Raw genomic sequence first — 26,521 nt, forward strand, 5'->3', positions numbered from 1 at the left:
CGGTCTGCTCCTCCGTGCGGCACGTCGTCCGGCACGGGAGCCCCGGTCCCCTCGGGAGGCGTGCTGCGTCGCGCGCCGTCCCAAGCGCATCATGACACGATCGGACCAGTGATGTAGGTCCCGTCTTCGTTATACGGAAACGCGTTCGAGCGACAGCCGTGGAGACCCTTGATCTGCTGCATCATCGCCGGGGCGGGCCTGCCCGGACCCGGGCAGCCCAGATGGGCGCGGAGTCCTGTCTCGTGGCCGACCTCGTGGTTGATGATCAGGTGCCGGTACTCCTCCGGCGGCCCCGCGAAGGTCGGCGAGCCCAGCATCCACCGCCTGAGGTTCACCACGACGCCGTCGGTGGTCTCGCAGTTCAGCTCGCCGTGGGTCCGCAGCCCCTGGCGGAGGCAGAGCGCGTCCGCGGTGTCCGGGGTGGCGATCCGGATGACGAAGTCGGCGTTCTCCGACACCAGCTGGAAGCGGCCGCGGCCGTGCGCGGCCCAGCTGCGCGGATGGGCCAGGATCCGCTGGATCTCGGCGGCCGTCTCCTGCGCCGACAGGGCGATGCCGTTCTCGACCTGGACCCGGTAGCGGCGCAGGGTGCCGCTCGTGCCGGTCGGCGCCCCGGTGGACTGCGCGGTGGTGAAGGTCCCGGCACCGGACCGCGGCACCGCGGGCTTCTTCGAGGCGGTGCGCCGCGGGGTGGCGGTCGCCGTCGGACGCGGCACGGGCGCCGGCGGAGGCGTGGACCTGGGCGGCACGGGCCTCGCCGGGGGCGCCGGCTGCCCCGTACGGGTGGGCGGCGGGGCGGTCGGCCGGGCGCTCTCGGCCTCCGCCGTCCGGACGGCCGCCGGGGCCGCGGCCTTCCCGTCCGGCGTGTCGTCGAAGTCGGCGAGGGCGGCCCCCGCTCCGAGCACGACGGTCATCAGGACCATGGCGGGCAGCCCGATCCGGGTGCCCGACCGGTGCGTCCCGCCCCTGCGCCGCCGTCCGGCGGGTACGGCTCGTCTCCCCACGACAGACTTCCCCCTCGGTCCTGCGGTTCCGGGGATCGTACCGGGGACGTCGAACGCCCTTTCCCCCGTGCGGGGGAAAGGGCGCGCGAGCGGGGCGGGCGGAGGTCAGCCGAGCGTCTCGGCCGCCGTCTCCGAGGAGTCCCGCAGGAAGGTGGAGCAGCGCTCGTACTCGTCCTTCTCGCCGATCTCGCCGGCTGCGCGGGCCAGGGCGTGCAGGGCGCGCAGGAAGCCGCGGTTCGGCTCGTGCTCCCACGGCACCGGGCCGTGGCCCTTCCAGCCGTTGCGGCGCAGGGCGTCCAGGCCGCGGTGGTAGCCGGTCCGGGCGTAGGCGTACGACTCGACGACCGAGCCGCGCTCGTAGGCGTCGTCGGCGAGCCGGGCCCAGGCGAGCGAGGAGGTCGGGTACTTCGCGGCGACGTCCGCCGGCGCCGTGCCGTTCGCGAGCAGCTCGCGCGGCCCCGGGTCGTCGGGCAGGTGGGTGGGGGCCGGTCCCCCCAGGAGGTTCTCGTGGATGGCCATGAGCCCAGTCTGCCTCAGGCCGCGGGCCCCCGGCCCCGCTCCCCCGGCTCTCCGGAGCGCCTCGGCTCCCCCGGGTCCAGCGGCGGCGAGGTCACGCCGCAGTGCACCCGGCACTCGGGGTGGCAGCCGGCGCGCGGGGCCGGCGTCCGCAGGGTCGTCCAGGCGATGACCGCGCCCGCCACCAGCAGCGCGGCGCACATCGGCATCGCCCGCCGGAAGGTCTCCCCGAACTCCTCCGCCGAGCGGTACGACTCCGGTCCCATCCCGGCGAGCAGCGGCAGCGCGGCCACCGCGAGGAGTCCCGCCGCGCGGGCCGCCGCGTTGTTGATCCCGCTGGCGAGCCCCGCCCGGGCCACGTCCACCGAGGCGAGGACGGTCGCGGTCAGCGGTGCGACCAGCGTCGTCATGCCGAGCCCGAGCACCAGCAGGGCCGGCAGCACGTCCTGGACGTAGTCGGCGTCCTCGCCCACCCGCAGCATCAGCAGCATCCCGGCGGCGCACAGCAGCGGGCCGACCGTGAGCGGGATGCGGGGGCCGATCCGCTCGCCCAGCTCGCCGGACCTGGCCGACAGCAGCAGCATCAGCACGGTCGTCGGCAGCAGGGCCGTGCCGGCGGCGAGCGCCGAGTAGCCGGAGACGACCTGGAGCTGGAGCGCGGCCAGGAAGAAGAACCCGCCGAAGGCCGCGTAGACGCAGAGGGTGACGACGTTGACGGCGGTGAAGAGCCGCGAGCGGAAGATCGACGGCGGCGTCATCGCCGACTCGCCGCGCCGCCGCTCCACCACCACGAACCCGGCCCCCACCAGGACGCCGGCCGCCCCGGCCCACCACGCCTCGCCGATCAGCGCGTAGGTGACGAGGGCGAGCGCCGCCGCGCCGAGGACGGCTCCGAGCACGTCGAAGCGGCCGTGCGCCGTCTCGTCCCGGGACTCCGGGACGTGCCGGAGGGCGACCGGCACGCAGACGGCGGCGAGCGGCACGTTGAGCAGGAACACCCACCGCCAGCCCGGTCCGTCCACCAGCCAGCCCCCGACGAACGGCCCGATGGCCGCGCCCACCCCGCCGAAGCCGGACCACAGCCCGACCGCCCTGGCCCGGTCGTCCTCGTGGAAGCTGGCCTGGATGAGCGCGAGCGAGCCGGGGGTGAGGAGCGCGCCGCCCACTCCCTGGAGGGCGCGGGCCGCGATCAGCACCCCGGTGTCGGGGGCGAGCCCGCACAGCAGCGAGGCGATCGCGAACCACACCACGCCGATCACGAAGACCTTCCGGCGGCCGTAGCGGTCGCCGAGCGCCCCGCCGAGCAGGATCAGCCCGGCGAGGGTCAGCATGTAGGCGTTGACGGTCCACTGGAGCGCGCCGAGGTCGGCGTCCAGGTCCTCGCCGATGTGGGGCAGGGCGACGTTGACGACGGTGGAGTCGAGCAACGCCATCCCGGACCCGAGCACGGTCGTGAACACGATCCACCGGCCCGTGGCCGAGGCCATCCGCACGTCCCGCACACCCATGCCTGCATGGTCCCGCGAAGCGCCCGCCCCCGCCCATCGAACGCCGCCGGGGGCCGCGGGGCGCGGCGCCCGGCCGGCCGGGGCACGCCGGGCCCTCCCGCACGGCCGGGCGGCGGCTCCGTCAGACCCCGCGCGACCGGGCGGCTCCGTCGGCCCCCGCACGGCCGGGCGGCTCCGTCAGGCCGTGCGCAGCCGGTTCGCCGCGCGGACGAGCGCGTCCACGCCCCGCTCGGCCTTGTCGCGGGGGCAGCCCACGTTGAGGCGGACGAAGCCGGGGGTGCCGTAGACCCCTCCGGGCATGATGGCGACCTTCTCGACCGCCACCAGCTCCTCCTGGAGCCGGGCCTCCTCGATCCCCAGCGGCCGCAGGTCGATCCAGGCGAGGTAGCCGGCCTGCGGGGGCGTCCAGTCGACCTCGGGAAGGCCGGCCGCGAGCCGCTCCCGGACCGTGGACATGGTGCCCGCGACGTAGCCGCGCAGGGCGTCCAGCCAGGGGGCGCCCTGCCGGTAGGCGGCGATGTGGGCGGTCAGGGAGAGCACGGCGGGCGAGGCGAGTCCCTCGCCCGTCTCCATCCGCCGGATGAAGGCCGTGCGCTCGTCGGGGTCGCCGATCAGCCCGTACGAGCCGGACAGCGCCGGGAAGTTGAACGCCTTGGTGCCGGAGGTGACCAGGGCCCAGCGGTGGCCCCGGCCCGGCTCGGCGACCCGGGTCCAGGGGATGTGGCGGTGGCCGTCGGTGGTCAGGTCGGCGTGGATCTCGTCGCTGACGACGGCCGCTCCGTGGCGCTCGGCCAGCCGGGCGAACGTGGCCAGTTCCTCCTCGGTCCACACCCGGCCGGTCGGGTTGTGCGGGGAGCAGAGCAGCAGCATCCGGCTGTCCGGGCGGGCCAGCTCCCGTTCGAGGGCGTCGAGGTCTCCGAGGGGGACGCCGCGCAGCTCGCGGCCGAGCCCGGTGACGGCCTTGCGGAAGCCGTCGTAGGTGGGGGTGTGCACGACGACGCCGTCGCCGGGCTCCGTCCACATCTGCACCAGCTGGGAGATCTGGCTGAGCACCGAGGGCGCGTAGACCAGGGTGTCGGTGTCGATGTCGGTGGCGAACCGGGTCGCGTACCAGTGGCGGATCGCCTCGCGGAAGCCGCCGAGCCGCCAGTCGGTGTAGCCGAAGACGCCGTGGTCGACCCGCTCGCGGAGGGCGTCGAGCACCTCCGGCGGGGAGGCGAAGTCCATGTCGGAGATGGTGAACGGAAGCAGGTCGGAGACGCCGAAGCGGTCCGCGATGCCGTCCCACTGGACCGACCAGGTGCCGCGCCGGTCTGTCTCTCGGTCGAAGTCGTACATCAGGCCCCTCTGTCGGTCGACGCACGAGGGCCCGGCACCTCGGGAGGTACCGGGCCCTGCGCGCTCACGATGACTGCGTTACTTCAGCTTCGTGCCGGTCGAGCGCAGCGCGGCGCACGCCTCGGTCACGCGGACGGCCATGCCGGCCTCGGCCAGCTTGCCCCAGGTGCGCGGGTCGTAGGTCGACTTCACGCCCACCTCGCCGTCGACCTTCAGGACGCCGTCGTAGTTCTTGAACATGTGGTTCGCCACCGGACGCGTGAAGGCGTACTGCGTGTCGGTGTCGAGGTTCATCTTCACGACGCCGTTCTCCAGCGCGGTGGCGATCTCCTCGGCCGTGGAGCCCGAGCCGCCGTGGAAGACGAAGTCGAACGGGGAGGCCTTGCCGAACTTCTCCGAGACACCCGCCTGGAGGTCCTTGAGGAGCTCGGGGCGGAGCACGACGTTGCCCGGCTTGTAGACGCCGTGGACGTTGCCGAAGGACGCGGCGAGCAGGTAGCGGCCCTTCTCGCCCAGGCCGAGGGCCTCGGCGGTGCGGATCGCGTCGTCGACGGTGGTGTACAGCTCGTCGTTGATCTCGTGGGTGACGCCGTCCTCCTCGCCACCGGTCGGGGTGATCTCGACCTCAAGGATGATCTTGGCGGCGGCGGCCTTCGCGAGCAGCTCCTGGCCGATGGCCAGGTTGTCCGCGAGGGTCTCGGCGGAGCCGTCCCACATGTGCGACTGGAACAGCGGGTTCTCGCCGCGGGCGACGCGCTCGGCGGAGACGTCGAGCAGCGGACGGACGTAGCCGTCCAGCTTGTCCTTCGGGCAGTGGTCGGTGTGGAGGGCGACCGTGATGTCGTACTTCGCGGCGACGATGTGCGCGAACTCGGCCAGGGCAACGGCGCCCGTGACCATGTCCTTGTTGTACTGACCGCCCAGGAACTCGGCTCCGCCGGTCGAGATCTGGATGATGCCGTCGCTCTCGGCCTCAGCGAAGCCGCGCAGGGCGGCGTGCAGGGTCTGGGACGAGGTCACATTGATGGCCGGGTAGGCGAACTTGCCTGCCTTCGCCCGGTCGAGCATCTCGTTGTAGACCTCGGGGGTTGCGATGGGCATTCGTCCGCTCCTTGTGATGTGCGGGGTGTGTGCGTTTCTGTCCCTGACCTGGGGGCGACGTCATCGTCGACCCCATCCTTTCAGACTCTCGTCCGGGCTCCCATGGGCACGGCACGGCAAGGGGCGGGGTGTTTCACGTGAAACACCCCGCCCCTGAGTAAAAGTGCAGGTCAGAACCGTTTACGCCCCGGTCCAGGACCTAAGTCACGACTTCGCGGCGGTTACGCCAGGTCGAGATCGGCCAGCTGGTAGCCCGTGAGGTAGGTCAGACCGGCCCCGGCGATGGCCTCGGCGGCGCCCCGGTCCACGATCGTGGCGACGGCGACGACCTCGCCGCCGGCCTCGCGTACGGCCTCGACGGCCGTCAGCGGCGAGCCGCCGGTGGTCGAGGTGTCCTCGACCACGAGGCAGCGACGGCCCTTGACGTCGGTGCCCTCGATCCGGCGCTGCATGCCGTGCGCCTTCTGTGCCTTGCGCACGACGAACGCGTCGAGGCGCTCACCGCGTGCGGCGGAGGCGTGCAGCATGGAGGTCGCGACCGGGTCGGCGCCCAGCGTCAGCCCGCCGACGCAGTCGAACTCAAGGTCGGCGGTCAGGTCGAGCATGACCTGACCGACCATCGGCGCGGCCTCGCCGTCCAGCGTGATCCGGCGCAGGTCGATGTAGTAGTCGGCTTCCAGACCCGACGAGAGGGTCACCTTGCCGTGCACCACGGCCTTGTCCTTGATCTGCTGGAGCAGCTCAGCGCGTACGTCAGTCATGGTCAGCAGCTTAGAGCCGTCGCCAGCTCCAGACGCTCTCGACCTCCAGGGGGTCGATCGGGGTGACGAGGCGCGGGTGGGTGTTGAGGCCGTTGGGCGGGCCGGACTGCGGCTCGACGCAGACCGCCTCGGCCGGCTCGTCGTAGATGACGACCCACTCGGCGCGGCTGGTGACCTTCAGTTCCAGCTCGTCCGGCCAGGTCAGGGTGGTGTCGACGCCTCCGGGCATGCCGAAGCAGTCGTCCCAGGGGCCGGGGAGGGGGTCGATCCGCCGGCCGGTGGGGAGGTGGTCCTCGCCGCGCTCCTCCTGCCAGGCGGGGGCGAAGTCCAGCGTCACGTCCTGGCCGCCTTGGCCGAGGTTGCGCAGGAACCAGGGGTGCCAGCCGGCCTGGGCGGGGAACGAGTCGTCGTAGGTCTCGACGCCGAAGCGGAGGGTGAGCGCGTCCTCGGTCAGCTCGAAGACCTGGGTGACCCGGCCCTGGTAGGGCCAGGGGTCGCCGAGGTCGCAGGTGAACACGGCCTCGCCCGCCGAGGTCCGGGCGGTCTTCCAGGCCACGTCGCGGACGGTGCCGTGGATGGCGTGCGGGGCCGCGTTGACCGGCAGCCGGTGGGTGGTGGCGCCGTTGCGGAAGACGCCGTTCCCGGTCCGGCCGCACCAGGGCACCATCGGGAAGCTCCCGAACCGCTCGCCCTGCCGCAGCACCTCGGTGCCGCCGATGCGCAGGCTCTCGATCCGGCACCCGTGCTCGGGGTTGATGGTCAACTCGGCGTCGCCCGCCGTCAGTCGCGTCTGCATCGTCACGCCCCGACCCTAGCCGCGATGGGAGCGTTTCACCGACGGCGGCGCAGGGCCCGTCCGACGACGACGGCGGAGGCCAGGGCGAGCGCCGCGGCGGGGGCGATCCAGCGCAGGGTGGCGCCCGCGCTCGTCGCCTCGGGCGCGGGCACGGGGGCGTACCGGCCGCGCGGCGGAGCGTGGTCGACCTCCTCGGCGCTCCGCCCGATCATGGTGCGGCGGGCGTGGGCGGCCTCGGCGGCGGGCTGCGGGGCGGGGAACTCGATCGGCGTCTCGCCGAACTCCTCGTCGAGGAGCGGGTCGAGCGCGGGCGGCGGGACGGGGGTGTCGAACACGGCGGCGTGGCCGGGCTCCTCGACACCGTCGTCGACCCCGTCGTCATCGTCGGCCGCGCTCCGGGCGCCGCCTTCGGCCCGAGCGTCGGAGCCGGGGCCGGACGCCGCCGCGGGGTCCGACTCGGGGCCGGGAGAGGATGCGGGGCCGGACGCCGCCTCGGGGTCCAACTCGGACTCGGGGGCGGATGCAGGGGCGGATGCGGCCTCGGGGTCGGGGGCGGACGCGGCACCCGTTCCGGCGCCTGCGGAGGCGGCGTCGCGCTCGTCCGCGTCGCCCGGTTCCTCCGCCAGGGCGGCCAGCGCCTCCACGAACTTGTCCAGCAGCCTGGCGCCCGCCAGGGACCGCGCCCCGTCCGACGCCTCGGCGAGCCGGCCCTCGGCCGTGAGGGCGCCCGTGAAGCTCAGGCTGGTGCCCTCGTCCACCGGAGTGAGGACCACGGTGAGCGACAGCTCGGCGGCGCCCTTGCCGCGGACCTCGCTGCCCTGGCCCTCGTAGGTGATGGCACCGTCGCGCTCGACGACCTTCAGGGCGCCGCGGTAGGTGATGGTGTTGCCGCCGACCCGGACCTTGAGCCGTCCCGTGAGGGGGCCCGCCGCCGCGTCGGCGTCGCGCTGGAGGCCGGGTACGCAGCGCACCACCCGGGCCGGGTCCGTGAGCGTCGCACGCAGGGCCTCGGCCGGGACGGGGACGAACACCTCATGCTCCATGGAAGCCGAGCCTACTCAGGCCGGGGCGCGTCGTCGCCTGTTTCACCTTGGGCGCGCGCCCCCGTCCGCCGTCTCAGGAGCCGTACCGGGGGTGGACGAGCGTGGAGGGCGGCAGCGCGGGCCCGCGGGTCCGCTCGGCGCGGCGGGCCGCGCTCGCCAGGGTGTCGGGGGCGAGGGAGCGCAGCCGGGGCGCGTCGGGGGCGAGCCCGAGGACGGGCGGCCGGTCGCCGGGCCGCGCGAGGAGGAAGCCCCAGTCCCCCGGCCCCCGGCCGGCGCCGCTGGTGCGGTCGGCGCGGTCGGGTCCGGCGGCGAAGCCGGGGGTGCGGCCGCTCGCGCTGTAGGGGCGGGTCGCGAAGCCCGCGGCGCGCAGGGTGGCGTCCACGGTCCAGTAGGTGCGGGGGCGGTCGGCGGCCGATCCGGCGTGGACGGCGAACCGCCCGGTGTCGGTGAGGACGCGGGCGGCCAGTCCGTAGAACTCCTCGGAGTAGAGCTTGGTGCTGGGGGTGATGCCGGGGTCGGGCAGGTCGGAGATCACCACGTCGTACCGTTCCTGCGGACGGTCGGCGGCGGCCCGCAGCCAGCCGAACGCGTCCGCGTGGACCACCCGGACGCGCGGGTCGCGGAACGCCTGGGCGTTGAGCGCGGCGAGGGCGGGGTCCGTCCGGGCGAGGCGCACGACGCCGGGGTCGAGTTCGACGACGGTGACGGCGCGGACCCCCCGGTAGCGCAGGACCTCGCGGGCGGCGAGGCCGTCCCCGCCGCCGACGATCAGCACGCGCCGGTGCCGGCCCGTCATCGCGGGGTGGACCAGGGCCTCGTGGAAGCGGTACTCGTCCCGGCCGGCGACGCGGAGCCGCCCGTCGAGGAAGAGGTCGGGCGGCCCCTCGCGGCCGCCCGTCACGACGATCTCCTGGAGATCGGTGTGGACGGCGACCCGGACGCGGTCCCCGTAGACGGCGCGGCGCGCGGCCTGCTCGAAGTCGTCGACGAGGACGGTCGCGGTGGCGAGGACGGCGAGGACGCAGACGTTGACCGTCAGGAGCAGGGCGCGGGAGCGGCGGGTGAGGTCGTGGCGGAAGACCCAGAGGACGAGGCCGCCGCCCGCCACCGCGTTGACGGCGCCGGTGACGAGCGCGCCGGTGAGCTGGCCGAGCCAGGGCAGCAGCAGGAACGGGAAGGCGAGGCCGCCCACCAGCGCGCCCACGTAGTCGGCGGCGAAGAGGTCGGCGACCGTCCCGGCCGCGTCGTCCGGGTCGCCGAGCGCGGCCTTGCGGCCGGCCCGGCCGGGGCGGTCCCCGGGGTCGGAAGAACGATCCGCCTGCCCGGACCGGCCGGCCCGCTGTATCAGCGACATGAGGAGCGGGATCTCCGCGCCGATGAGCACTCCGATGGCGAGCGAGAACGCCACCAGGACGTACCGCGACTCGCCCAGCCAGGCGAAGGCCGCGTACAGCACCATCGCCGAGCAGCCGCCGATCAGCGCGAGCCCGGCCTCGACCAGGCCGAAGCCGACGGCGGCCCGGCAGCGGAGCCGCTTGGCGAGCAGCGAGCCGACACCCATCGCGAAGACCATGACGGAGAGCACGACGGATGCCTGGGTGACCGAGTCGCCGATCAAGTACGAGGCGAGCGCGACCAGTTCCAGTTCGTAGACCAGTCCGCAGGCCGCGCAGACGAACACCACCGCGAGGACCGGGAAGCGGACCGTCTCGCGCGGCCGCGCGGGCCGCCGCTCGGGCGGCCGACGCGCCCTCGTGGGTGGCATGGTCACGGTCGGCTCGATCATGACCGTAACGCTACGTCACGACTGACGGACCCCTTGTCACCCACACGAGTGCATCTGGGGCTCCAGGAGGGCGTATCAGAGCGTGGCGGGCATACGTGCGCCGATCCGGGTCCTGGTCACCACCAACTGCCCCTCCTGGGGGTAGGCGTGCCAGGTGCGCCACCGCACCTGGCCCTCGTGACGCTGCGCCAGCATCGCCGTGAAGGCGTGCGGGGAGCCGGGGAAGGTCCCCGCCAGCCCGTGGGGGTGGTCGGCGACGAGCGCGAGCAGTTCCTGGGCGCGGCCCGCGAAGGAGCCCGTCGAGAGCGTCTCGACGCGCGCGGCGAATTCGTACTCCCATTCGCCGACGTGCTTGGAGACGCCGAGCGGCAGCGGTGTGCTGCTGCCCGGCATGCAGGCCACGGTCTCGGAACAGCTGCGGCCGTCCTCTTCGAGGAGGACCTGATGGGAGGCGCCGAGCAGCCGCAACTGGAGCTTGGCGCCGGAGAGTTCGAGGTCGAGCACGGCGAGGGCGGGCAGCGGCTCGCGTCCGAGGGCCCAGGCCAGGTCGGATGCGCGCGTGTCGGTGTAGGTGGTCTTCAGGGTGGTGAGCATGGGTCGGCTCCGCAAACACGGTTTGACGGGTGGGCCGGGGGCGCCCCGGAGAGGGTCCAACGGGAGTGGGGGATCGCCGGCTCGGTTCCACACACGGTCCGAGGGCTGTCTCTGTCAGGAGCGAGAGAACCACGGACGCCGGGCGACACGCAGCGTTTTTACCCAACTTGCCGTGTTTTCCAACCCCTTCGGGGAACCCACAGTTCAATTGTTCAATCAGAATCGATCGAGATGTCGGCACGTAATGCCAATGTCACGTGCCTCCGGAGCCGTCGGGCGCGGCCGCGGTACCGGCGCGCGCCCCCTTCGCGACCCCGGGCGGTCAGCTGCCGCCGCCGCAGCCGCCTCCCCCGCATCCCGAGCCGCAGGAGCTTCCGCCCCCGCCGCAGCCGCCGCCACTGCCGCCGCTGTCGGCCCAGCCGCCCCGCTTCCGGCCGCCGCGCCCCTTGGCGCGCCCCCGGCCCCGGACGGCGGAGACCAGGCCGATGACGACCAGGGCCCCCATGACCACGATGACGATGTCCATCCGTACTACCCCCGTTCTTCTGTGCGAGGGGGATGCCCTCTACGGGCCCCCGTCAAAGCGGACTTGAGCGAATCGAGAGCTTCAGCTGCACGACGACGACGAGCACGAGGAGGACGAGCAGGAGGAGCTCGAACACGAGGAGGACGAGCAGGAGAACGAGGACGTCGAGCAGGACGAGGAGGACGAGGAAGAGGAGGACGACGAGGAGGACGTGGAGGAGGCCGAGCCCGCCCACCAGCTGTCCCCGCCGCCGGACCGCGCCGCGCCGCCCAGCGACCGCGCGACGACCCACACCACGATCGCGATCACGACCGCGATCCCGAGGATGAAGAGTGCGATGTTCATGCCAGGGCGATCCCCCCGGCGGAACACCGTCAAAGCGCACTTGAGCAACTCCAGAGCTTCCCCCCAGGATGGCCGTCATGACACGACCGCTGCTCAACCGCCGGCTCGCCGAGTTCGGGACGACGATCTTCGCCGAGATGTCCGCGCTCGCCGCGCGGACCGGGTCGATCAACCTCGGCCAGGGCTTCCCCGACACCGACGGCCCGGAGGAGGTCAGGGAGGCCGCGGTCCGGGCGCTGCGGGACGGCCGCGGCAACCAGTACCCGCCCGGCCCCGGCGTCCCCGAACTGCGGACCGCGATCGCCGACCACCAGCGGGAGCGGTACGGCCTGGAGTACGACCCCGAGACGGAGGTGCTGGTCACCGCGGGCGCCACCGAGGCCATCGCGGCGGCCCTGCTCGCCCTCGTGGAGCCGGGCGACGAGGTGATCGCCCTGGAGCCGTACTACGACTCGTACGCGGCGTGCGTCGCGATGGCGGGCGGCACCCGCGTCCCGGTCACCCTCCGCCCGCACGAGGGCGCCTACGTGCTGGACCTGGACGAGCTGCGGGCCGCCGTCACCGACCGGACCCGGCTGATCCTCCTCAACACCCCGCACAACCCCACCGGCACCGTCCTCAGCCGCGCCGAGCTGACCGCGATCGCCGAGCTGGCGGTCGAGCGGGACCTGCTCGTCGTCACCGACGAGGTCTACGAGCACCTGGTGTTCGACGGCGCCGCGCACGTGCCGATCGCCACCCTGCCCGGCATGCGCGAGCGGACGGTCACCATCGGCTCCAGCGGCAAGACGTTCTCGTTCACCGGCTGGAAGGTCGGCTGGGTCACCGCGAGCCCCGCCCTGACCTCCGCCGTCCGCTCGGCCAAGCAGTTCCTGACGTACGTGTCGGCGGGCCCCTTCCAGTACGCGATCGCCGAGGCGCTCCGGCTCCCGGCCGCCTACTTCGACGGCCTGCGCGCCGACCTCCAGGCCAAGCGGGACCTGCTGGTCGAGGGACTCGCCCAGGCCGGCTTCGAGGTCTACCGGCCCGCCGGCACCTACTTCGTCACCACCAACATCCGCCCGCTCGGCGCCGAGGACGGCTTCGCCTTCTGCCGCTCCCTGCCCGAACGCGCCGGCGTCGTCGCCATCCCGAACGCCGTCTTCTACGACCACCGCGAGGCCGGCGCCCCCTTCGTCCGCTTCGCGTTCTGCAAGAAGACCGAGGTCCTGGAGGAGGCGGTCTCCCGCCTCAAGCGCCTGGGCTGACCGCGGGCCCCCCGCCCCCGGACGACGAGAGCCCGGCCCCCGCGAAGGGGGCCGGGCTCTCGGGGCGGGGCGGGGAGGCTCAGGCCTCGTCGTCGCCCGCGGCCTTGTCCTCGGGGGACTCCAGGCCGAACTGCTCCACGATCCACTTGTCGAACTCGATGGAGGCGCGGACCCAGCTGACCGTGGAGGACACGAAGTGCTCCAGGGCGACGCCGGTGCCGATCAGCATCTGGGCCTCGCCGATGAGGCGGAGGGTGGCGGAGCCGTCCTCCTCCTCGTGCAGGTGGGTGTAGACCTTGGGCCACAGGGTGCGGCGGTTCCAGTCGTCGATCGCGTCGAGGATCTTCGCGCGGTCGTCGGCGGAGTGCGGGCGGTCGTAGAACGTCCGGACCGAGAAGACCTGCTGCTCGTCCTCGCCGCGGAACATGAAGTAGGTGCGGAACTCCTCCCACGGCGCCGCGAGGTCACCCTCGTCGTCGACGACGTACTTCAGCTCCATCTGCTCGAGGAGCTGCTTGACGAGGTCCTGGTCGGGGACGACGGGGCCCGCCGGTCCTGCTGCCTGAGGCTGGGGCTGGCCCCCGAAATTCGGAATCGAGGACGGGTCGATGCTCACCGTGTATTTCCCTTCGTACGGATGCCGCCATCCTCTCCCATGCCGGGCGGTACGTGGCAAGCCCCGCCGCCCGCGATCCGCTGCGGGCTGACAAGATCTGGTGCCCATGGGGGAGGAAACGGAGAAGAACGCGAGGCCGGTGCGGCCGCGCGCGCGGACCTGGGTCTGGGTGACGGTGCTCGTGACGCTCTTCTGCGGCGGGCCGGCGGCCCTGCTCGCCTGGTTCGTTGCGGGCCTGGACGAGGTCGGGATGCCGGAGCCGGCCCCCTGCCCGGAGGTCATGTCCTTCGCCCGTGGCGGTCTCCCGGCGGACGCCAGGGACGCCCGGTGCACCGAGGCCCACTTCCAGGACACGACGGTCGGGGCCGAGTTCCGGATGCCGCGCTCCGGGGTCGGGGCGTGGCTGGAAGCGACCTACCCGACGGGTGTGCCGCACGTCGGCTGCGAGGAGGCCCGGTGCGTGGACGTCTCGTACGACGACGCGCTCGTCGTGCGCGTCCGGGTCACGTACGAGGACGGGACCACCGCCCTCGTACGCGTCGAGGCCTTCGACCTCTGAGCTACCGGACCGGGCCCACGATCAGCCCGTCCCCGACGCGGTCCACCCGGACCGTGTCGCCGTCGACGACCTCGCCGGCGAGGATCTCCCTGGCGAGCCGGTCGCCGATCGCCGTCTGGATGAGGCGGCGCAGCGGCCGCGCGCCGTACGCGGGGTCGTTGCCCTCCTCGGCGAGCCACTCCAGGGCCTCCGGGGTGACGTCCAGGGCGAGCCGCCGCTCGGCGAGCCGCTTGCCGAGCCGGTCGATCTGCAGCTGCGCGATCCGGCCCAGCTCGGCCCGGTCGAGGGCGGAGAAGACGACCAGGTCGTCGAGCCGGTTGAGGAACTCGGGCTTGAAGCTGGCCCGGACGACGTCGAGGACCTGCTGCTTCTTCACGTCCTCCGAGGTCGACGGGTCGACCAGGTACGGACTGCCGAGGTTGGACGTCAGGATCAGGAGGGTGTTGCGGAAGTCCACCGTCCGGCCCTGGCCGTCGGTGAGCCGTCCGTCGTCCAGGACCTGGAGCAGGACGTCGAAGACCTCCGGGTGCGCCTTCTCCACCTCGTCGAGCAGGACCACGCTGTACGGGCGGCGGCGGACCGCCTCCGTGAGCTGGCCGCCCTCCTCGTAGCCGACGTAGCCGGGGGGCGCGCCGACGAGCCGGGCGACGGAGTGCTTCTCGCCGTACTCCGACATGTCGATGCGGATCATGGCCCGCTCGTCGTCGAAGAGGAAGTCGGCGAGTGCCTTCGCCAGCTCGGTCTTGCCGACGCCGGTCGGGCCGAGGAAGAGGAAGGAGCCGGTGGGCCGGTCGGGGTCGGCGATGCCCGCGCGGGTGCGGCGCACGGCGTCGGAGACGGCCCGGACGGCCTCGGACTGGCCGATCAGGCGCCTGCCGAGCTCGTCCTCCATGCGCAGCAGCTTCTGCGTCTCGCCCTCCAGGAGGCGGCCGGCGGGGATGCCGGTCCAGGCGCCGACGACGTCCGCGATGTCGTCCGGTCCCACCTCCTCCTTCACCATCGTGTCCTTGCTGGCCTCCTGCTGGGCCTCGGCCTCGCTGGCGGCCTCCAGCTCCCGCTCCAGGCCCGGGATCTCCCCGTAGAGCAGCTGGGAGGCGGTGTCGAAGTCGCCGTCGCGCTGGGCGCGCTCGGCGCGGCCGCGGGCCTCGTCGAGGCGTTCCTTGAGCTCGCCGACCCGGTTGAGGGACTGCTTCTCCTTCTCCCAGCGGGCGGTGAGGCCGCGGAGCTCCTCCTCGCGGTCGGCGAGGTCGCGCCGCAGCTTCTCCAGCCGCTGCTTGCTGGCCGCGTCCGTCTCGTTCTTCAGGGCCAGCTCCTCCATGCGGAGCCGGTCCACGGAGCGCTGGAGCTCGTCGATCTCGACGGGCGAGGAGTCGATCTCCATGCGGAGCCGGGAGGCGGCCTCGTCGACGAGGTCGATGGCCTTGTCGGGGAGGAAGCGGGAGGTGATGTACCGGTCGGAGAGGGTCGCGGCGGCCACCAGCGCGGAGTCGTTGATCTGCACCTTGTGGTGGGCCTCGTACCGGCCCTTCAGTCCGCGCAGGATCGCGACGGTGTCCTCGACGGTCGGCTCGGCGACCAGGACCTGCTGGAAGCGGCGCTCCAGGGCGGGGTCCTTCTCGATCCGCTCGCGGTACTCGTCGAGGGTGGTCGCGCCGACCATGCGGAGCTCGCCGCGGGCCAGCATCGGCTTCAGCATGTTGCCGGCGTCCATGGCGGAGTCGCCGCCGGCGCCCGCGCCGACGACGGTGTGCAGCTCGTCGATGAAGGTGATGATCTGGCCGTCGCTCTCCTTGATCTCGGAGAGGACGGTCTTCAGGCGCTCCTCGAACTCGCCGCGGTACTTGGCGCCCGCGACCATCGCGCCGAGGTCGAGCGAGACCAGCCGCTTGTTCTTCAGCGACTCGGGCACGTCGCCCTTCACGATCCGCTGGGCGAGTCCCTCGACGACGGCGGTCTTGCCGACGCCGGGCTCGCCGATGAGGACCGGGTTGTTCTTGGTGCGACGGGACAGCACCTGCACGACGCGGCGGATCTCGTGGTCGCGGCCGATGACCGGGTCCAGCTTGCCCTCGCGCGCGGCGGCGGTGAAGTCCGTGCCGAACTTCTCCAGCGCCTTGTACTGCCCTTCCGGGTCGGGTGTGGTCACCCGGCGTCCTCCCCTGCTCTTCTCGAACGCGTCGAGCAGCCTGGAAGCGCTCGCGCCCTGCCCGTCGAGGATCTCACCGGCCCGGCCGCCCTTGTCGGCGATGCCGACGAGGAGGTGCTCGGTGGAGAGGTAGTCGTCGCCGAGCTCCTTGGCCCGCCTGTCGGCGTCGGCGATGACCGCGAGGAACTCGCGGTCGGGCTGCGGGGGCGCGACCGTGGACCCCGTGATGCTCGGCAGACCGGCGAGGAGCCGCTCCGCGCCGGCGCGCACGACCGCCTGGTCGGCCTCGGCGGCGGCGAGCAGGTCGGTGATGTTCTCGTTGTCCTGACCGGTCAGCAGCGCGAGCAGCAGATGGGCGGGGGTCAGGTCGGCGTGTCCCGCGGACACGGCGCGGCTGCTCGCCGCGTTGATCGCGTCCCGGCTCCGGTTGGTCAGTTCGGCGTCCACGTGCGGTGCTCCTCCTGGGTTCTCGTGGGTCCTCTCCTCTATGACTTCTCCAGGGTACACAAAGTTGAGTCGAATGCGCTCAAGTTGTCGGAGGGAGCTCCGCCCCGGGTAGTTTCCGGGCATGGCCACAGACCCGAGGAACCCTTCCGACGCGTACATCGGCTTCTGGCGCGAGTACCACATGAGCACCCTGACCACCCCGCGCCCGGACGGCACCCCGCACGTCGTGGCGGTCGGCGTCACGTACGACCCCGGGGCCGGGTACGCGCGCGTGATCACCAACAGGCACAGCCGGAAGGTCGCCAACGTCCTGGCGGCGGGCGAGGAGGGCGCGCGGGTCGCGGTCTGCCAGGTCGACAAGGGGCGGTGGGCCACCCTGGAGGGCGTCGCCCGCATCCGCACCGAGCCGGAGGTCGTCGCGGACGCCGTCGCCCGCTACGCCGAGCGGTACGGCCGCACGCCGGCCCCGAACCCGGACCGGGTCGTCATCGAGATCGCCCTCACCCGGGCGATGGGGCGCGCCTGAGGAGACGCGGACGCCCGCGCCCCGGAAGGGCGCGGGCAGCACAGCGGCGCCATCGCGTTTCAGGTCCGCGATGGCGCCGCTGTGTGGGGGAAGTGCCTGAGCGATCTACAACGACGGGGGAATCGCTCAGGCACTGCGGGGGGTGGCGGTGATGGTCTCGGGTTCGATCAGCTGGTGGTCCCGCTGGTCGAGGTTGACGAAGATCATGCCGTACCGGATGGCACAGCGGATCGGCTGCGGTGCGCCTCGGGGGCGGCGCAGGCAGCGGTAGGCACGGACGTCCTCGTCCTGCTCCCGTGCCACGACGATGGGCTCTCCGAAGAGGGTGACCTTCAGCGCGTCGCCACGGTGGGGGATGGCCGTGGCGAGGTCGACGAAGTGCCATCCGGACCGGTAGGCCGAAGCCATCTCCCGGCGGAACCTGGGGTCGTCCGGCGGGACGCTCATGCTTCCGCGTCCGCCGGGGCGGAGTCCCACACCGGGTCGGTGACCTTCGCCGGGGCGACGTCCCACACCGGGTCGATGGAACGCGCCGGGGCGACGTCCCACACCGGGTCGGGGCGACCCGCCGGCGCGATGTCCCACACCGGGTCGATCGGGGCTGCGACGACCTGGGCGGGCGCGCTGTCCCACACCGGGTCGCTGACGGCCAGCGCTCCTACTGCCGCCGCCCCAATGAAGACGGAAGCAAGTATCGAGCGAAGCATTTTCCTGGACATGAGCGGCTTCGACCTCACTTGATGGTTTCCTCTCCCCCGCGTACTAGACGATGGCTCACTCTTTGCGCGCACACCACCAGGGCAATGCATCATGTTCCTGAAAAGCAGGATCCTGGGGGGTGTGCAAATGGCGCAAAATCACATAGATGGGCCACATCCTCACGGGCATGTCGACCTCTGTGCAGCCGGATCGGACTTGTACGCACGTGCGTTGCGCATCGGGCGAATCACACGGAGTGAGGCAGAAGCCACACCGTGCCTCATGGACCTCGACCTGCTCCATGTCGACCCCGACGATCCGGCCTGGCTCCGTCCGGTCCCGCCGTCCGCGGCCCTCGCACGGCTCGTCCACCCTCTGGAACGCGAGATCCAGGAGCGGCGTTCCCTGGCCATGGGGCTGTCCAGCACGTTCGAGCAGTTCATGGCGATCAGCGCGCAGGACCCCTCGACCACCCACGCCATCACCGTCCTCGAAGGCATCCACCGCATCGACGCGGTCCTGAGCCGGGCCACGGCCGAGTGCTCGAAGGAGCTGCTCACCGTCCAGCCGGGGGGCGCGCGGAGCGAACACACCCTCAACACCGCGCTCAACCGGATCCAGCCACTGCTGGACCGCGGCGTCCACGTCCGCACGCTCTACCAGCACACCGCCCGGCACAGCCCCGGCATGCAGGTCTACCTCGAACAGGCGGGCATGGACCGGCTCCAGGTCCGCACCCTGGAGGAGAGCATCGAGCGGCTCATCATCATCGACCGCTCGGTGGCCCTGATCCCCGCGCGCCAGGACCGGCAGGTCGCCCTGGAGCTGCGGCACCCGGGACTCGTCGAGTACCTGGCCTCCGTCTTCGAGCAGTCCTGGGCGCGGGCCACCCCGTTCGGCGAGCAGCTGCCCAACGCCCAGCCCCGGGACGGGATCAGCGGCGTGCAGCACTCCATCGCCAAGCTCCTCGTCGAGGGCCACGTCGACGAGGCCATCGCCCGCAGGCTCGGCATGAACGTGCGGACCTGCCGCGCCCACATCGCCAAGCTCGCCACCGCGCTCGGCAGCGGCAGCCGCGCCCAGCTCGGCTACCTCATCGCCCAGTCCGGCATCCTCGAACGGGACGACTGACCACCGTGTACGTACAGATCGACCTCGACGGCCCCGCGGGGACGCTGCGGGTCTCCGGCCACGGCCTGCCCGTCGTGGAGCTCGTCCGGGACCCGGGGACCCCCGCGGACGCCCACACGCCCATCGGAAGCCGCCGGAGGGCCCTCCTGGCGCTCCGCGTGGACGGGGTGCCCGCGACCCTCAGGCCGGCCCGGGGACGGCTGCTGCGGCGCTCCTACCGGGTCGACGCCCGCGTCGGCGGCGTCCGGTACCGGCTGATCCCCTGCGGGTACGCGGACAGCGCCCTCTCCCGTGACGGCCGCCGGATCGGCACCCTCCAGTCGTCCGGCGACGGCCGGGTCATGGACGAGTGGAACGGCACGCCCGAACCCCTCGACCGCGTCGTCGGCACCGCCCTCGCCGCCGGCTTCGGGACCGGGGCGGCGCCCTGGTGGGAGACGGTCGGCGACATCGTGGGCGAACTGATCCCCTGACGCGCGCGAGGCCCCGTCCACGGCTGTGGACGGGGCCTCGACGGGAGCGCGGAGGACTACTCGCCGCGCTTGGGACGCCACACCACCAGGGCACTGGCCTGCTGCACGTCCTGGTACGGCACGAGGTCGCGCCGGTAGGAGGCGTGCACCTGGGCCTCGCGCTGGCGCATCGCCGCCGCCGCGCCGTCGACCGCGGCCGACAGCTCGGCGATCCGGCTCTGCAACGCCGCGACCTGGTTCTCCAGTTCGATGATGCGCTTGATTCCGGCCAGATTGATGCCCTCGTCCTGCGACAGCTGCTGCACCTGGCGGAGCAGCTCGATGTCGCGGGCCGAGTAGCGCCGGCCCCGCCCGGCCGTGCGGTCCGGGGAGACCAGGCCGAGGCGGTCGTACTGCCGCAGGGTCTGCGGGTGCAGACCGGAGAGCTGGGCCGCCACCGAGATGACGTACACCGGCGACTCGTCGGTCAGTTCGTACGGATTGCGTCGGCGTCCGTCCATCGGGTCACGCTCCCTTCGCGGCCTGGAACAGCTCCGCCCGGGGGTCCTCGGAGGCGGTCGCCTCGCGGTAGGTCTCCAGGGCCTCGCGTGCCTTGTCGTCCAGTTCCTTCGGCACCGCGACCTCGACCGTGACGAGGAGGTCGCCCCGGGTGCCGTCCTTGCGGACCGCGCCCTTGCCCCGGGCGCGCATGGTCAGACCGTTCGCCGAGCCCGCGGGCAGCTTGAGGGTGACCGCGGGGCCGCCGAGGGTCGGGACCCTGATCTCGCCGCCGAGGGCCGCCTCCGCGAAGGAGACCGGCACCGTGACGGTGAGGTTGTCGTCCTTGCGGCCGAAGACCGGGTGGGCGTCGACGTGCACGACGACGTACAGGTCGCCGTTCTGCCCGCCGCGCTCGCCCGGCGCTCCCTTGCCGCGCAGCCGGATCTTCTGGCCGTCGGAGACGCCCGCCGGGATGCGGACCTGCATGGTGCGGGAGGACTTGGCCCGCCCGCTGCCCTTGCAGACCTCGCAGGGGTTCTCGGCGATGAGGCCGCGGCCCTTGCAGTCCACGCAGGGGTCGGTGAGCGAGAAGCCGCCGCCGCTGCCGCGCGAGACCTGTCCGGTGCCGACGCAGGTCGGGCACACCCGGGGCGTGCCGTTCTTGTCGCCGGTGCCCGAACAGGCGGTGCACGGCTGCTGGCTGGACATCCGCAGCGGTACGGTCGCGCCCTCGATGGCCTCGGTGAAGCTGAGGGTCACCTCGGACTCGACGTCCTGGCCGCGCCGCGGCTGGGTGCGCGTGCCCCCGGCCGCCCCGCGGTTGAACAGGCCGCCGAAGACGTCCCCGATGCCGCCGCCACCGCCGCCGAAGCCGCCGCCCGCGCCGCCCTGGGCGCCCCCGAAGAGGTCGCCCAGGTCGAAGTTGAACGAGCCGCCGCCGGGTCCGCCGGCGCGGAAGCCGCCGTTGCCGAAGAGCGCGCGGGCCTCGTCGTACTCCTTGCGCTTCTTGGGGTCACCGAGGATGTCGTTGGCCTCGGAGATCTCCTTGAAGCGCTCCTCGGCCTTGGTGTCGCCCTTGTTGGCGTCCGGATGGTTCTCGCGGGCGAGCTTCCGGTACGCCTTCTTGATCTCGGCCTCGGTGGCGTCCTTGGGGACGCCGAGGACCTTGTAGTAGTCCTTCTCGACGAAGTCCTTCGTGCTCATCGACGTCCCTCCTTCCGGACGATCGTTGCGTCACCCCTCGTCGGGGGCACCGCTCTCCTCGTCGGCCGACTTCTTCTCGTCCTTGGCCGGGGCCGCGCCCGGCTGGGGCTCGGCGACGGCCACGCGGGCGGGCCGGATGGTCCGCTCGCCGATCCGGTACCCCGGCTGCAGGATCGCCACGCAGGTCGTCTCGGTGACGTCCGGCGCGTACGAGTGCATCAGGGCCTCGTGGATCGTCGGGTCGAAGGGCTCGCCCTCCTTGCCGAACTGCTGCAGACCCATCTTGGCGACGACGGTCTCCAGCGATTCGGCCACCGACTTGAACCCGCCCACGAGCTCGCCGTGGTCCCGGGCCCGGCCGACGTCGTCGAGCACCGGGAGCAGCTCGCTCAGGAGGCTCGCGACGGCGATCTCCTTCACGGTGATCCGGTCCCGCTCCACGCGGCGGCGGTAGTTCTGGTACTCGGCCTGGAGCCGCTGGAGGTCCGCGGTGCGCTCGTCGAGCGCGGAACGGACCTGGTCCAGCTGGGCGGTGAGGCCCGCGGCGGCGGCCGGCTTCTGGTCGCTTGCGTCCCCGGCCGGGGCCGTCGAGTCCTCCTTGGCGGAGTTCTCGACGGCCTCGGCGGCGTCGTCAGGGGTGGCGCCGGAGGGGACGTCGGACTTCTCCTCGAAGCCCGGGGTCTCCTCGGTCACGCCTGACCGCCCTTCTTGGGCTCGTCGTCGATGATCTCGGCGTCGACGACGTCGTCGTCGGCCTGGGCCTGGCCGGCACCGGCGTCGCCGGCGGCCTGGGCGCCCTGGGCGTCGGCGTACAGCGCCTGGCCGAGCTTCTGGGAGACGGCCGCGACCTTCTCGGTGGCGGTGCGGATCTCCGCGGTGTCCTCGCCCTTGAGCTTCTCCTTCAGCTCGCCGAGCGCGGCCTCGACCTCGGCCTTGACGTCGCCGGGGACCTTGTCCTCGTTGTCCTTGAGGAACTTCTCCGTCTGGTAGACGAGCTGCTCGCCCTGGTTGCGGGACTCGGCGGCCTCGCGGCGACGGTGGTCCTCGTCCGCGTACTGCTCGGCCTCCTGGCGCATCCGGTCGACCTCGTCCTTCGGCAGCGAGGAGCCGCCGGTGACGGTCATCTTCTGCTCCTTGCCCGTGCCCAGGTCCTTCGCGGTCACGTGCATGATGCCGTTGGCGTCGATGTCGAAGGCGACCTCGATCTGCGGGACGCCGCGCGGCGCCGGCGGCAGACCGGTCAGCTCGAACATGCCGAGCTTCTTGTTGTACGCCGCGATCTCGCGCTCGCCCTGGTAGACCTGGATCTGCACGGACGGCTGGTTGTCCTCGGCCGTCGTGAAGATCTCGGACCGCTTGGTCGGGATCGTGGTGTTGCGCTCGATGAGCTTGGTCATGATGCCGCCCTTGGTCTCGATGCCGAGGGACAGCGGGGTCACGTCGAGGAGCAGGACGTCCTTGACCTCACCCTTGAGGACACCGGCCTGGAGGGCGGCGCCGATGGCGACGACCTCGTCCGGGTTGACGCCCTTGTTGGCGTCCTGACCGCCGGTCAGCTCCTTGACGAGCTCGGCGACGGCCGGCATGCGGGTCGAACCGCCGACGAGGACGACGTGGTCGATCTCGGAGAGGTTGATGCCCGCGTCCTTGATGACGTTGTGGAACGGCACCTTGCAGCGGTCGAGCAGGTCCGAGGTCAGCTGCTGGAACTGGGCGCGCGTGAGCTTCTCGTCCAGGTGCAGCGGGCCCTCGGCGGAGGCCGTGATGTACGGCAGGTTGATGGAGGTCTCGGTCGAGGACGAGAGCTCGATCTTCGCCTTCTCGGCGGCCTCGCGCAGACGCTGGAGCGCCATCTTGTCCTTGGCGAGGTCCACGCCGTGGCCGTTCTGGAACTGCGTCACCAGGTAGTCGACGACGCGCTGGTCCCAGTCGTCGCCACCGAGGTGGTTGTCACCGTTGGTGGCCTTCACCTCGACGACGCCGTCGCCGATCTCCAGGAGGGACACGTCGAAGGTGCCGCCACCGAGGTCGAAGACGAGGATCGTCTGGTCGTCCTTGTCGAGGCCGTACGCCAGGGCGGCGGCGGTCGGCTCGTTGACGATGCGCAGGACGTTGAGGCCCGCGATCTCGCCGGCCTCCTTGGTCGCCTGGCGCTCGGAGTCGTTGAAGTACGCCGGGACGGTGATGACCGCGTCGACGACCTTCTCGCCCAGGTAGGCCTCGGCGTCGCGCTTCAGCTTCTGCAGGATGAAGGCGCTCATCTGCTGCGGGTTGAAGTTCTTGCCGTCGATCTCGATCTTCCAGTCGGTGCCCATGTGGCGCTTGACCGACCGGATGGTCCTGTCGACGTTGGTGACGGCCTGGCGCTTGGCCACCTCGCCGACGAGCACCTCGCCGTTCTTCGCGAAGGCGACGACGGACGGCGTGGTCCTGGCGCCCTCGGCGTTGGTGATGACGGTGGGCTCGCCGCCTTCCAGAACGCTGACGACGGAGTTTGTCGTGCCCAGGTCGATGCCGACCGCACGTGCCATTTCGATTCCTCCAGCTGACGTACTTGAGTGGATCTGACTCAAGGATGCACGACGACGCCGATCGCGTCAACAGACCTGAGTGGAGTCGACTCAACTCTTCGCCTGCAATCTCACTCAAAGGACGGTCGGGAGCGCGTCGATGCCGGACCGGACGGGGTGCGGCGTGAGAGAGTCCGGATGCCCGTGACCGGGCAAAGCAGGCATATCCCACGAATATCCCATGATTCCTTTCGGATCTCGTCGGAGCACGGAGGCAGGGCGCATGACGGCGAAGCGCACGCTCGACCTGACGGGCGGAGTCACCCTCCTCGCCCTCCTCTCACCCCTGGTCCTCGCCGTCGCCCTCTCGGTCGCGCTCGGTTCGGCCACCCCGGGCCGCGGGGTGCTGCGCCGGCGGACGGTGGCGGGGCTCGACGGCCGGCCCTTCACGATGCTGACCTTCCGCACGAGGAGCCCGCTGGCCGCGCTGCCGCTGCTGCTGCACGTCGTCACCGGCCGGATGTCGCTGGTCGGGCCGTGCCCCCTGACCCCGGCCCACCGCGAGTGCGCGGGCGAGGGCCGCCGCCGTCTCTCGGTGCGCCCCGGACTCACCGGCCCCTGGCAGATCAGCGGACGCTCGGAGCTGCCGTGGGAGGAGCGCGAGCTCCTGGACCTCCACTACGTGGACCACCACTGGCTCGGAATGGACCTGGCGATCCTGGCGCGTACGCTTCCAGCAGTACGCAGGCGTCGCGCGGCAAGGTTTGCCTGAGCGACACACATCACCGCGAGCGCCGCTACAGCGCGGGGCCGCGACCGGGTAATCTCAGCAGGAACTCAATAAGTTACCGCTTAGTAGGCCCGCCCGAGGAGCCCTTCATGCAACTCGCCGCGATCATCGTGTCGATCGCCATCACGGTGGTGGCCGTCGCGCTGTTCGGCCGCGCCACCGTGCAGATCTACCGCTTCGTGCGGCTCGGTCAGCCGGTGCCCGCCGGCACGCGCACCGGTGACCCGAAGCAGCGCACCATCACCCTGGTCAAGGAGTTCCTCGGCCACACCAGGATGAACCGATGGGGCATCGTCGGCTTCGCGCACTGGTTCGTGGCGGTGGGCTTCTTCTCGCTGCTCCTCACGATCGTGAACGCCTTCGGCCAGCTCTTCCAGGCCGACTGGCTGATCCCGATCATCGGCGACTGGCTGCCGTACGAGATCTTCACCGAGTTCCTCGGCCTGATGACGGTCCTCGGCATCGTCACCCTCATCGTGATCCGCCAGCTCAGCAAGCCGACCAAGGCGGGCCGCAAGTCCCGCTTCGCCGGCTCCAAGACCGGCCAGGCGTACTTCGTCGAGGCCGTCATCCTGATCGTCGGCGTCTGCATCATGACGCTGCGCGCCCTGGAGGGCGTCCAGCACCACGTGACGGGCTGGGAGCCCGGCTTCTTCGCCTCGTACCCGCTGATCGCGCTCCTCGACGGCCTGGACCTGAGCACGATCCAGTACCTCACCTACTTCTTCGCGTGCCTCAAGATCGTCACGTCCTTCACCTGGATGATCACGGTCTCGCTCAACACCAACATGGGCGTCGCCTGGCACCGCTTCCTCGGCTTCCCGAACATCTGGTTCAAGCGCAACGCCGACGGCTCCACCGCCCTGGGCGCGCTCCAGCCGATGACGACGGCCGGCAAGGAGATCGACTGGGAGGACCCGGCCGAGGACGCCGTCTTCGGCGTCTCCCAGGTCGAGCAGTTCTCCTGGAAGGGCATCCTCGACTTCTCCACCTGCACCGAGTGCGGCCGCTGCCAGTCGCAGTGCCCCGCCTGGAACACCGGCAAGCCGCTCTCCCCGAAGCTCCTCATCATGTCGCTGCGCGACCACGCGCACGCCAAGGCGCCGTACCTGCTCGCCGGCGGCGGCAAGGACATGGAGGGCAACGAGAAGGCCACCGAGGAGCAGCTGAAGGACGTCCCCGCCTCCGCGATCGCCGAGGCCGAGCGCCCGCTCATCGGCACCGCCGAGGAGAACGGCGTCATCGACCCCGACGTCCTGTGGTCCTGCACCACCTGCGGCGCCTGCGTCGAGCAGTGCCCGGTCGACATCGAGCACATCGACCACATCGTCGACATGCGCCGCTACCAGGTGATGATCGAGTCCGCGTTCCCGTCCGAGGCGGGCACGATGCTCAAGAACCTGGAGAAGAAGGGCAACCCCTGGGGCCTGGCCAAGAAGCAGCGCGTCGAGTGGACCAAGGAGGTCGACTTCGAGGTCCCGATCATCGGGAAGGACGCGGAGGACCTCTCCGAGTTCGACTACCTCTACTGGGTCGGCTGCGCCGGCGCCCTGGAGGACCGGGCCAAGAAGACCACCAAGGCCTTCGCGGAACTGCTGCACATGGCGGGCGTCAAGTTCGCGATCATGGGCGGCGACGAGAAGTGCACCGGTGACTCCCCCCGCCGCCTGGGCAACGAGCCGCTGTTCCAGCAGCTGGCCCAGGAGAACGTCGCGATGCTGAACATGGCGTTCGGCGAGTCCCTCGACGAGGACGGGGGGGTGGACGAGTCGACGAAGAAGCCGAAGTCGGCCAAGAAGATCGTCTCGACCTGCCCGCACTGCTTCAACACCATCGCCAACGAGTACCCGCAGCTCGGCGGCGAGTACGAGGTCATCCACCACACCCAGCTGCTCCAGCACCTCATCGACGAGGGCAAGCTGGTCCCGGTGACCCCGGTCGAGGGCCTCATCACCTACCACGACCCCTGCTACCTGGGCCGGCACAACAAGGTCTACACGCCGCCGCGCGAGATCATGTCCGCCGTCCCCGGCCTGCGCCAGCAGGAGATGCACCGCCACAAGGAGCGCGGCTTCTGCTGCGGCGCCGGCGGCGCGCGGATGTGGATGGAGGAGCGGATCGGCAAGCGCATCAACAACGAGCGCGTCGACGAGGCCCTGTCCCTCAACCCGGACATCGTCTCCACCGCCTGCCCGTTCTGCCTCGTCATGCTGACCGACTCGGTCAACGGCAAGAAGAACGACGGCAAGGCCAAGGAGTCCGTCACGGTCGTGGACGTGGCCCAGCTGCTCCTGGAGTCGGTGAAGGCCCCGGTGGAGCCGGAGGAGCCGGCCGTCGAGCCGGAGCCGGAGCCCGCCTCGTAAGGTCCCGCACGTG

The 26,521-nt window shown here is 71.9% G+C and carries 27 protein-coding genes; 7 read left to right on the forward strand and 20 right to left on the reverse strand.

The window, feature by feature from the left end:
- Window positions 1-89: 89 nt before the first annotated feature.
- The 12 genes from ACZ60W_RS04935 to ACZ60W_RS04990 all read right to left on the reverse strand — a co-directional run bounded on the left by ACZ60W_RS04935 (window position 90) and on the right by ACZ60W_RS04990 (window position 11,265).
- Window positions 90-1,004, reverse strand: coding sequence for a DUF3152 domain-containing protein (locus ACZ60W_RS04935; protein ID WP_469753953.1), 915 nt, complete (start codon window positions 1,002-1,004; stop codon window positions 90-92).
- Between the two features lie 105 nt (window positions 1,005-1,109).
- The gene (locus ACZ60W_RS04940; protein ID WP_469753954.1) at window positions 1,110-1,523 is read right to left on the reverse strand and encodes a DUF3151 domain-containing protein; all 414 of its coding nucleotides are present in this window, start codon (window positions 1,521-1,523) and stop codon (window positions 1,110-1,112) included.
- 14 nt (window positions 1,524-1,537) lie between these two features.
- Window positions 1,538-3,028, reverse strand: a complete 1,491-nt coding sequence (locus ACZ60W_RS04945) for an MFS transporter (protein WP_469753955.1) — start codon at window positions 3,026-3,028, stop codon at window positions 1,538-1,540.
- Between the two features lie 177 nt (window positions 3,029-3,205).
- Entirely contained in the window at window positions 3,206-4,366 is a 1,161-nt protein-coding gene (locus tag ACZ60W_RS04950) for a MalY/PatB family protein (protein WP_469753956.1), read from the reverse strand.
- Window positions 4,367-4,444: 78 nt separating this feature from the next.
- A complete protein-coding gene (fbaA, locus tag ACZ60W_RS04955) occupies window positions 4,445-5,467 on the reverse strand; it encodes a class II fructose-bisphosphate aldolase (protein ID WP_469753957.1) in 1,023 nt (340 codons plus the stop codon).
- Window positions 5,468-5,688: 221 nt separating this feature from the next.
- On the reverse strand, window positions 5,689-6,228 hold the full coding sequence (pyrE, locus tag ACZ60W_RS04960) for an orotate phosphoribosyltransferase (protein ID WP_469753958.1): 540 nt from the start codon (window positions 6,226-6,228) through the stop codon (window positions 5,689-5,691).
- Window positions 6,229-6,238: 10 nt separating this feature from the next.
- Window positions 6,239-7,024, reverse strand: coding sequence for an aldose epimerase family protein (locus ACZ60W_RS04965; protein WP_469754124.1), 786 nt, complete (start codon window positions 7,022-7,024; stop codon window positions 6,239-6,241).
- A gap of 35 nt (window positions 7,025-7,059) precedes the next feature.
- Window positions 7,060-8,067 carry an SRPBCC family protein gene (locus tag ACZ60W_RS04970; protein ID WP_469753959.1) on the reverse strand — a complete coding sequence of 336 codons (1,008 nt, stop codon included), beginning with the start codon at window positions 8,065-8,067 and terminating at the stop codon, window positions 7,060-7,062.
- 73 nt (window positions 8,068-8,140) lie between these two features.
- The gene (locus ACZ60W_RS04975) at window positions 8,141-9,853 is read right to left on the reverse strand and encodes a polyamine aminopropyltransferase (RefSeq protein ID WP_469753960.1); all 1,713 of its coding nucleotides are present in this window, start codon (window positions 9,851-9,853) and stop codon (window positions 8,141-8,143) included.
- 75 nt (window positions 9,854-9,928) lie between these two features.
- Window positions 9,929-10,447, reverse strand: coding sequence for a DUF2617 family protein (locus ACZ60W_RS04980; RefSeq protein WP_469753961.1), 519 nt, complete (start codon window positions 10,445-10,447; stop codon window positions 9,929-9,931).
- A gap of 322 nt (window positions 10,448-10,769) precedes the next feature.
- Complete coding sequence (locus tag ACZ60W_RS04985; protein WP_469753962.1) at window positions 10,770-10,973, reverse strand: hypothetical protein; 204 nt, start codon at window positions 10,971-10,973, stop codon at window positions 10,770-10,772.
- A gap of 52 nt (window positions 10,974-11,025) precedes the next feature.
- Window positions 11,026-11,265: a hypothetical protein gene (locus ACZ60W_RS04990; RefSeq protein WP_469753963.1), complete on the reverse strand. Its 240-nt coding sequence runs from the start codon at window positions 11,263-11,265 to the stop codon at window positions 11,026-11,028.
- Window positions 11,266-11,386: 121 nt separating this feature from the next.
- Here ACZ60W_RS04990 and ACZ60W_RS04995 point away from each other — a divergent pair, with 121 nt between their 5' ends.
- Complete coding sequence (locus ACZ60W_RS04995) at window positions 11,387-12,565, forward strand: pyridoxal phosphate-dependent aminotransferase (protein WP_469753964.1); 1,179 nt, start codon at window positions 11,387-11,389, stop codon at window positions 12,563-12,565.
- Window positions 12,566-12,644: 79 nt separating this feature from the next.
- Here ACZ60W_RS04995 and ACZ60W_RS05000 read toward each other — a convergent pair whose 3' ends face one another.
- Window positions 12,645-13,181: a type III secretion system chaperone family protein gene (locus ACZ60W_RS05000; RefSeq protein WP_469753965.1), complete on the reverse strand. Its 537-nt coding sequence runs from the start codon at window positions 13,179-13,181 to the stop codon at window positions 12,645-12,647.
- A 106-nt stretch (window positions 13,182-13,287) separates the two neighbouring features.
- Here ACZ60W_RS05000 and ACZ60W_RS05005 point away from each other — a divergent pair, with 106 nt between their 5' ends.
- Complete coding sequence (locus tag ACZ60W_RS05005) at window positions 13,288-13,740, forward strand: hypothetical protein (RefSeq protein WP_469753966.1); 453 nt, start codon at window positions 13,288-13,290, stop codon at window positions 13,738-13,740.
- Between the two features lies 1 nt (window position 13,741).
- Here the strand turns inward: ACZ60W_RS05005 and clpB are convergent, their stop codons facing one another.
- Window positions 13,742-16,333, reverse strand: coding sequence for an ATP-dependent chaperone ClpB (gene clpB, locus ACZ60W_RS05010; protein ID WP_469753967.1), 2,592 nt, complete (start codon window positions 16,331-16,333; stop codon window positions 13,742-13,744).
- Between the two features lie 121 nt (window positions 16,334-16,454).
- On the opposite strand from clpB, the gene ACZ60W_RS05015 reads away from it, so the two are divergent.
- Window positions 16,455-16,859, forward strand: coding sequence for a pyridoxamine 5'-phosphate oxidase family protein (locus ACZ60W_RS05015; RefSeq protein ID WP_469753968.1), 405 nt, complete (start codon window positions 16,455-16,457; stop codon window positions 16,857-16,859).
- A 126-nt stretch (window positions 16,860-16,985) separates the two neighbouring features.
- On the opposite strand, the gene ACZ60W_RS05020 is transcribed toward ACZ60W_RS05015, so the two are convergent.
- Window positions 16,986-17,306 (reverse strand): (2Fe-2S)-binding protein, encoded by a 321-nt coding sequence (locus ACZ60W_RS05020; protein ID WP_366302744.1) that lies wholly within the window; start codon window positions 17,304-17,306, stop codon window positions 16,986-16,988.
- Window positions 17,303-17,566 (reverse strand): 5'-nucleotidase, encoded by a 264-nt coding sequence (locus tag ACZ60W_RS05025; RefSeq protein WP_469753969.1) that lies wholly within the window; start codon window positions 17,564-17,566, stop codon window positions 17,303-17,305. Before ACZ60W_RS05025 ends, ACZ60W_RS05020 begins: the two co-directional genes overlap by 4 nt.
- A gap of 139 nt (window positions 17,567-17,705) precedes the next feature.
- Here ACZ60W_RS05025 and ACZ60W_RS05030 point away from each other — a divergent pair, with 139 nt between their 5' ends.
- Window positions 17,706-18,689 (forward strand): helix-turn-helix transcriptional regulator, encoded by a 984-nt coding sequence (locus ACZ60W_RS05030; RefSeq protein WP_469753970.1) that lies wholly within the window; start codon window positions 17,706-17,708, stop codon window positions 18,687-18,689.
- 5 nt (window positions 18,690-18,694) lie between these two features.
- Window positions 18,695-19,162: a hypothetical protein gene (locus ACZ60W_RS05035; RefSeq protein ID WP_469753971.1), complete on the forward strand. Its 468-nt coding sequence runs from the start codon at window positions 18,695-18,697 to the stop codon at window positions 19,160-19,162.
- Between the two features lie 56 nt (window positions 19,163-19,218).
- Here the strand turns inward: ACZ60W_RS05035 and ACZ60W_RS05040 are convergent, their stop codons facing one another.
- From ACZ60W_RS05040 to dnaK, 4 genes are read right to left on the reverse strand one after another with little or no spacing between them, the layout of a single operon-like run.
- Complete coding sequence (locus ACZ60W_RS05040) at window positions 19,219-19,662, reverse strand: heat shock protein transcriptional repressor HspR (protein WP_015034631.1); 444 nt, start codon at window positions 19,660-19,662, stop codon at window positions 19,219-19,221.
- 4 nt (window positions 19,663-19,666) lie between these two features.
- Complete coding sequence (dnaJ, locus tag ACZ60W_RS05045) at window positions 19,667-20,845, reverse strand: molecular chaperone DnaJ (protein WP_469753972.1); 1,179 nt, start codon at window positions 20,843-20,845, stop codon at window positions 19,667-19,669.
- Window positions 20,846-20,875: 30 nt separating this feature from the next.
- Window positions 20,876-21,538 (reverse strand): nucleotide exchange factor GrpE, encoded by a 663-nt coding sequence (gene grpE, locus ACZ60W_RS05050; protein WP_469753973.1) that lies wholly within the window; start codon window positions 21,536-21,538, stop codon window positions 20,876-20,878.
- Window positions 21,535-23,376 (reverse strand): molecular chaperone DnaK, encoded by a 1,842-nt coding sequence (gene dnaK / locus ACZ60W_RS05055; RefSeq protein WP_469753974.1) that lies wholly within the window; start codon window positions 23,374-23,376, stop codon window positions 21,535-21,537. The genes grpE and dnaK overlap by 4 nt, the downstream gene beginning before the upstream one ends.
- Window positions 23,377-23,638: 262 nt before the next feature.
- Between dnaK and ACZ60W_RS05060 the strand changes: the two genes are divergently transcribed.
- Complete coding sequence (locus ACZ60W_RS05060) at window positions 23,639-24,127, forward strand: sugar transferase (protein ID WP_366302752.1); 489 nt, start codon at window positions 23,639-23,641, stop codon at window positions 24,125-24,127.
- Window positions 24,128-24,234: 107 nt separating this feature from the next.
- The gene (locus ACZ60W_RS05065) at window positions 24,235-26,508 is read left to right on the forward strand and encodes a (Fe-S)-binding protein (protein ID WP_469753975.1); all 2,274 of its coding nucleotides are present in this window, start codon (window positions 24,235-24,237) and stop codon (window positions 26,506-26,508) included.
- Window positions 26,509-26,521: the final 13 nt, after the last annotated feature.

This window comes from Streptomyces sp. NPDC104202 (genome assembly GCF_055584185.1).

Bases quoted from the DNA above. Each gene is read 5' to 3' on its own strand.
- ACZ60W_RS04940 (WP_469753954.1), bottom strand. From the start codon at position 1,523: ATGGCCATCCACGAGAACCTCCTGGGGGGACCGGCCCCCACCCACCTG.
- ACZ60W_RS04945 (WP_469753955.1), bottom strand. From the start codon at position 3,028: ATGGGTGTGCGGGACGTGCGGATGGCCTCGGCCACGGGCCGGTGGATC.
- ACZ60W_RS04950 (WP_469753956.1), bottom strand. From the start codon at position 4,366: ATGTACGACTTCGACCGAGAGACAGACCGGCGCGGCACCTGGTCGGTC.
- fbaA (WP_469753957.1), bottom strand. From the start codon at position 5,467: ATGCCCATCGCAACCCCCGAGGTCTACAACGAGATGCTCGACCGGGCG.
- pyrE (WP_469753958.1), bottom strand. From the start codon at position 6,228: ATGACTGACGTACGCGCTGAGCTGCTCCAGCAGATCAAGGACAAGGCC.
- ACZ60W_RS04965 (WP_469754124.1), bottom strand. From the start codon at position 7,024: ATGCAGACGCGACTGACGGCGGGCGACGCCGAGTTGACCATCAACCCC.
- ACZ60W_RS04970 (WP_469753959.1), bottom strand. From the start codon at position 8,067: ATGGAGCATGAGGTGTTCGTCCCCGTCCCGGCCGAGGCCCTGCGTGCG.
- ACZ60W_RS04975 (WP_469753960.1), bottom strand. From the start codon at position 9,853: ATGATCGAGCCGACCGTGACCATGCCACCCACGAGGGCGCGTCGGCCG.
- ACZ60W_RS04980 (WP_469753961.1), bottom strand. From the start codon at position 10,447: ATGCTCACCACCCTGAAGACCACCTACACCGACACGCGCGCATCCGAC.
- ACZ60W_RS04985 (WP_469753962.1), bottom strand. From the start codon at position 10,973: ATGGACATCGTCATCGTGGTCATGGGGGCCCTGGTCGTCATCGGCCTG.
- ACZ60W_RS04995 (WP_469753964.1), top strand. From the start codon at position 11,387: ATGGCCGTCATGACACGACCGCTGCTCAACCGCCGGCTCGCCGAGTTC.
- ACZ60W_RS05005 (WP_469753966.1), top strand. From the start codon at position 13,288: ATGGGGGAGGAAACGGAGAAGAACGCGAGGCCGGTGCGGCCGCGCGCG.
- ACZ60W_RS05015 (WP_469753968.1), top strand. From the start codon at position 16,455: ATGGCCACAGACCCGAGGAACCCTTCCGACGCGTACATCGGCTTCTGG.
- ACZ60W_RS05020 (WP_366302744.1), bottom strand. From the start codon at position 17,306: ATGAGCGTCCCGCCGGACGACCCCAGGTTCCGCCGGGAGATGGCTTCG.
- ACZ60W_RS05025 (WP_469753969.1), bottom strand. From the start codon at position 17,566: ATGCTTCGCTCGATACTTGCTTCCGTCTTCATTGGGGCGGCGGCAGTA.
- ACZ60W_RS05030 (WP_469753970.1), top strand. From the start codon at position 17,706: ATGGCGCAAAATCACATAGATGGGCCACATCCTCACGGGCATGTCGAC.
- ACZ60W_RS05040 (WP_015034631.1), bottom strand. From the start codon at position 19,662: ATGGACGGACGCCGACGCAATCCGTACGAACTGACCGACGAGTCGCCG.
- dnaJ (WP_469753972.1), bottom strand. From the start codon at position 20,845: ATGAGCACGAAGGACTTCGTCGAGAAGGACTACTACAAGGTCCTCGGC.
- dnaK (WP_469753974.1), bottom strand. From the start codon at position 23,376: ATGGCACGTGCGGTCGGCATCGACCTGGGCACGACAAACTCCGTCGTC.
- ACZ60W_RS05060 (WP_366302752.1), top strand. From the start codon at position 23,639: ATGACGGCGAAGCGCACGCTCGACCTGACGGGCGGAGTCACCCTCCTC.
- ACZ60W_RS05065 (WP_469753975.1), top strand. From the start codon at position 24,235: ATGCAACTCGCCGCGATCATCGTGTCGATCGCCATCACGGTGGTGGCC.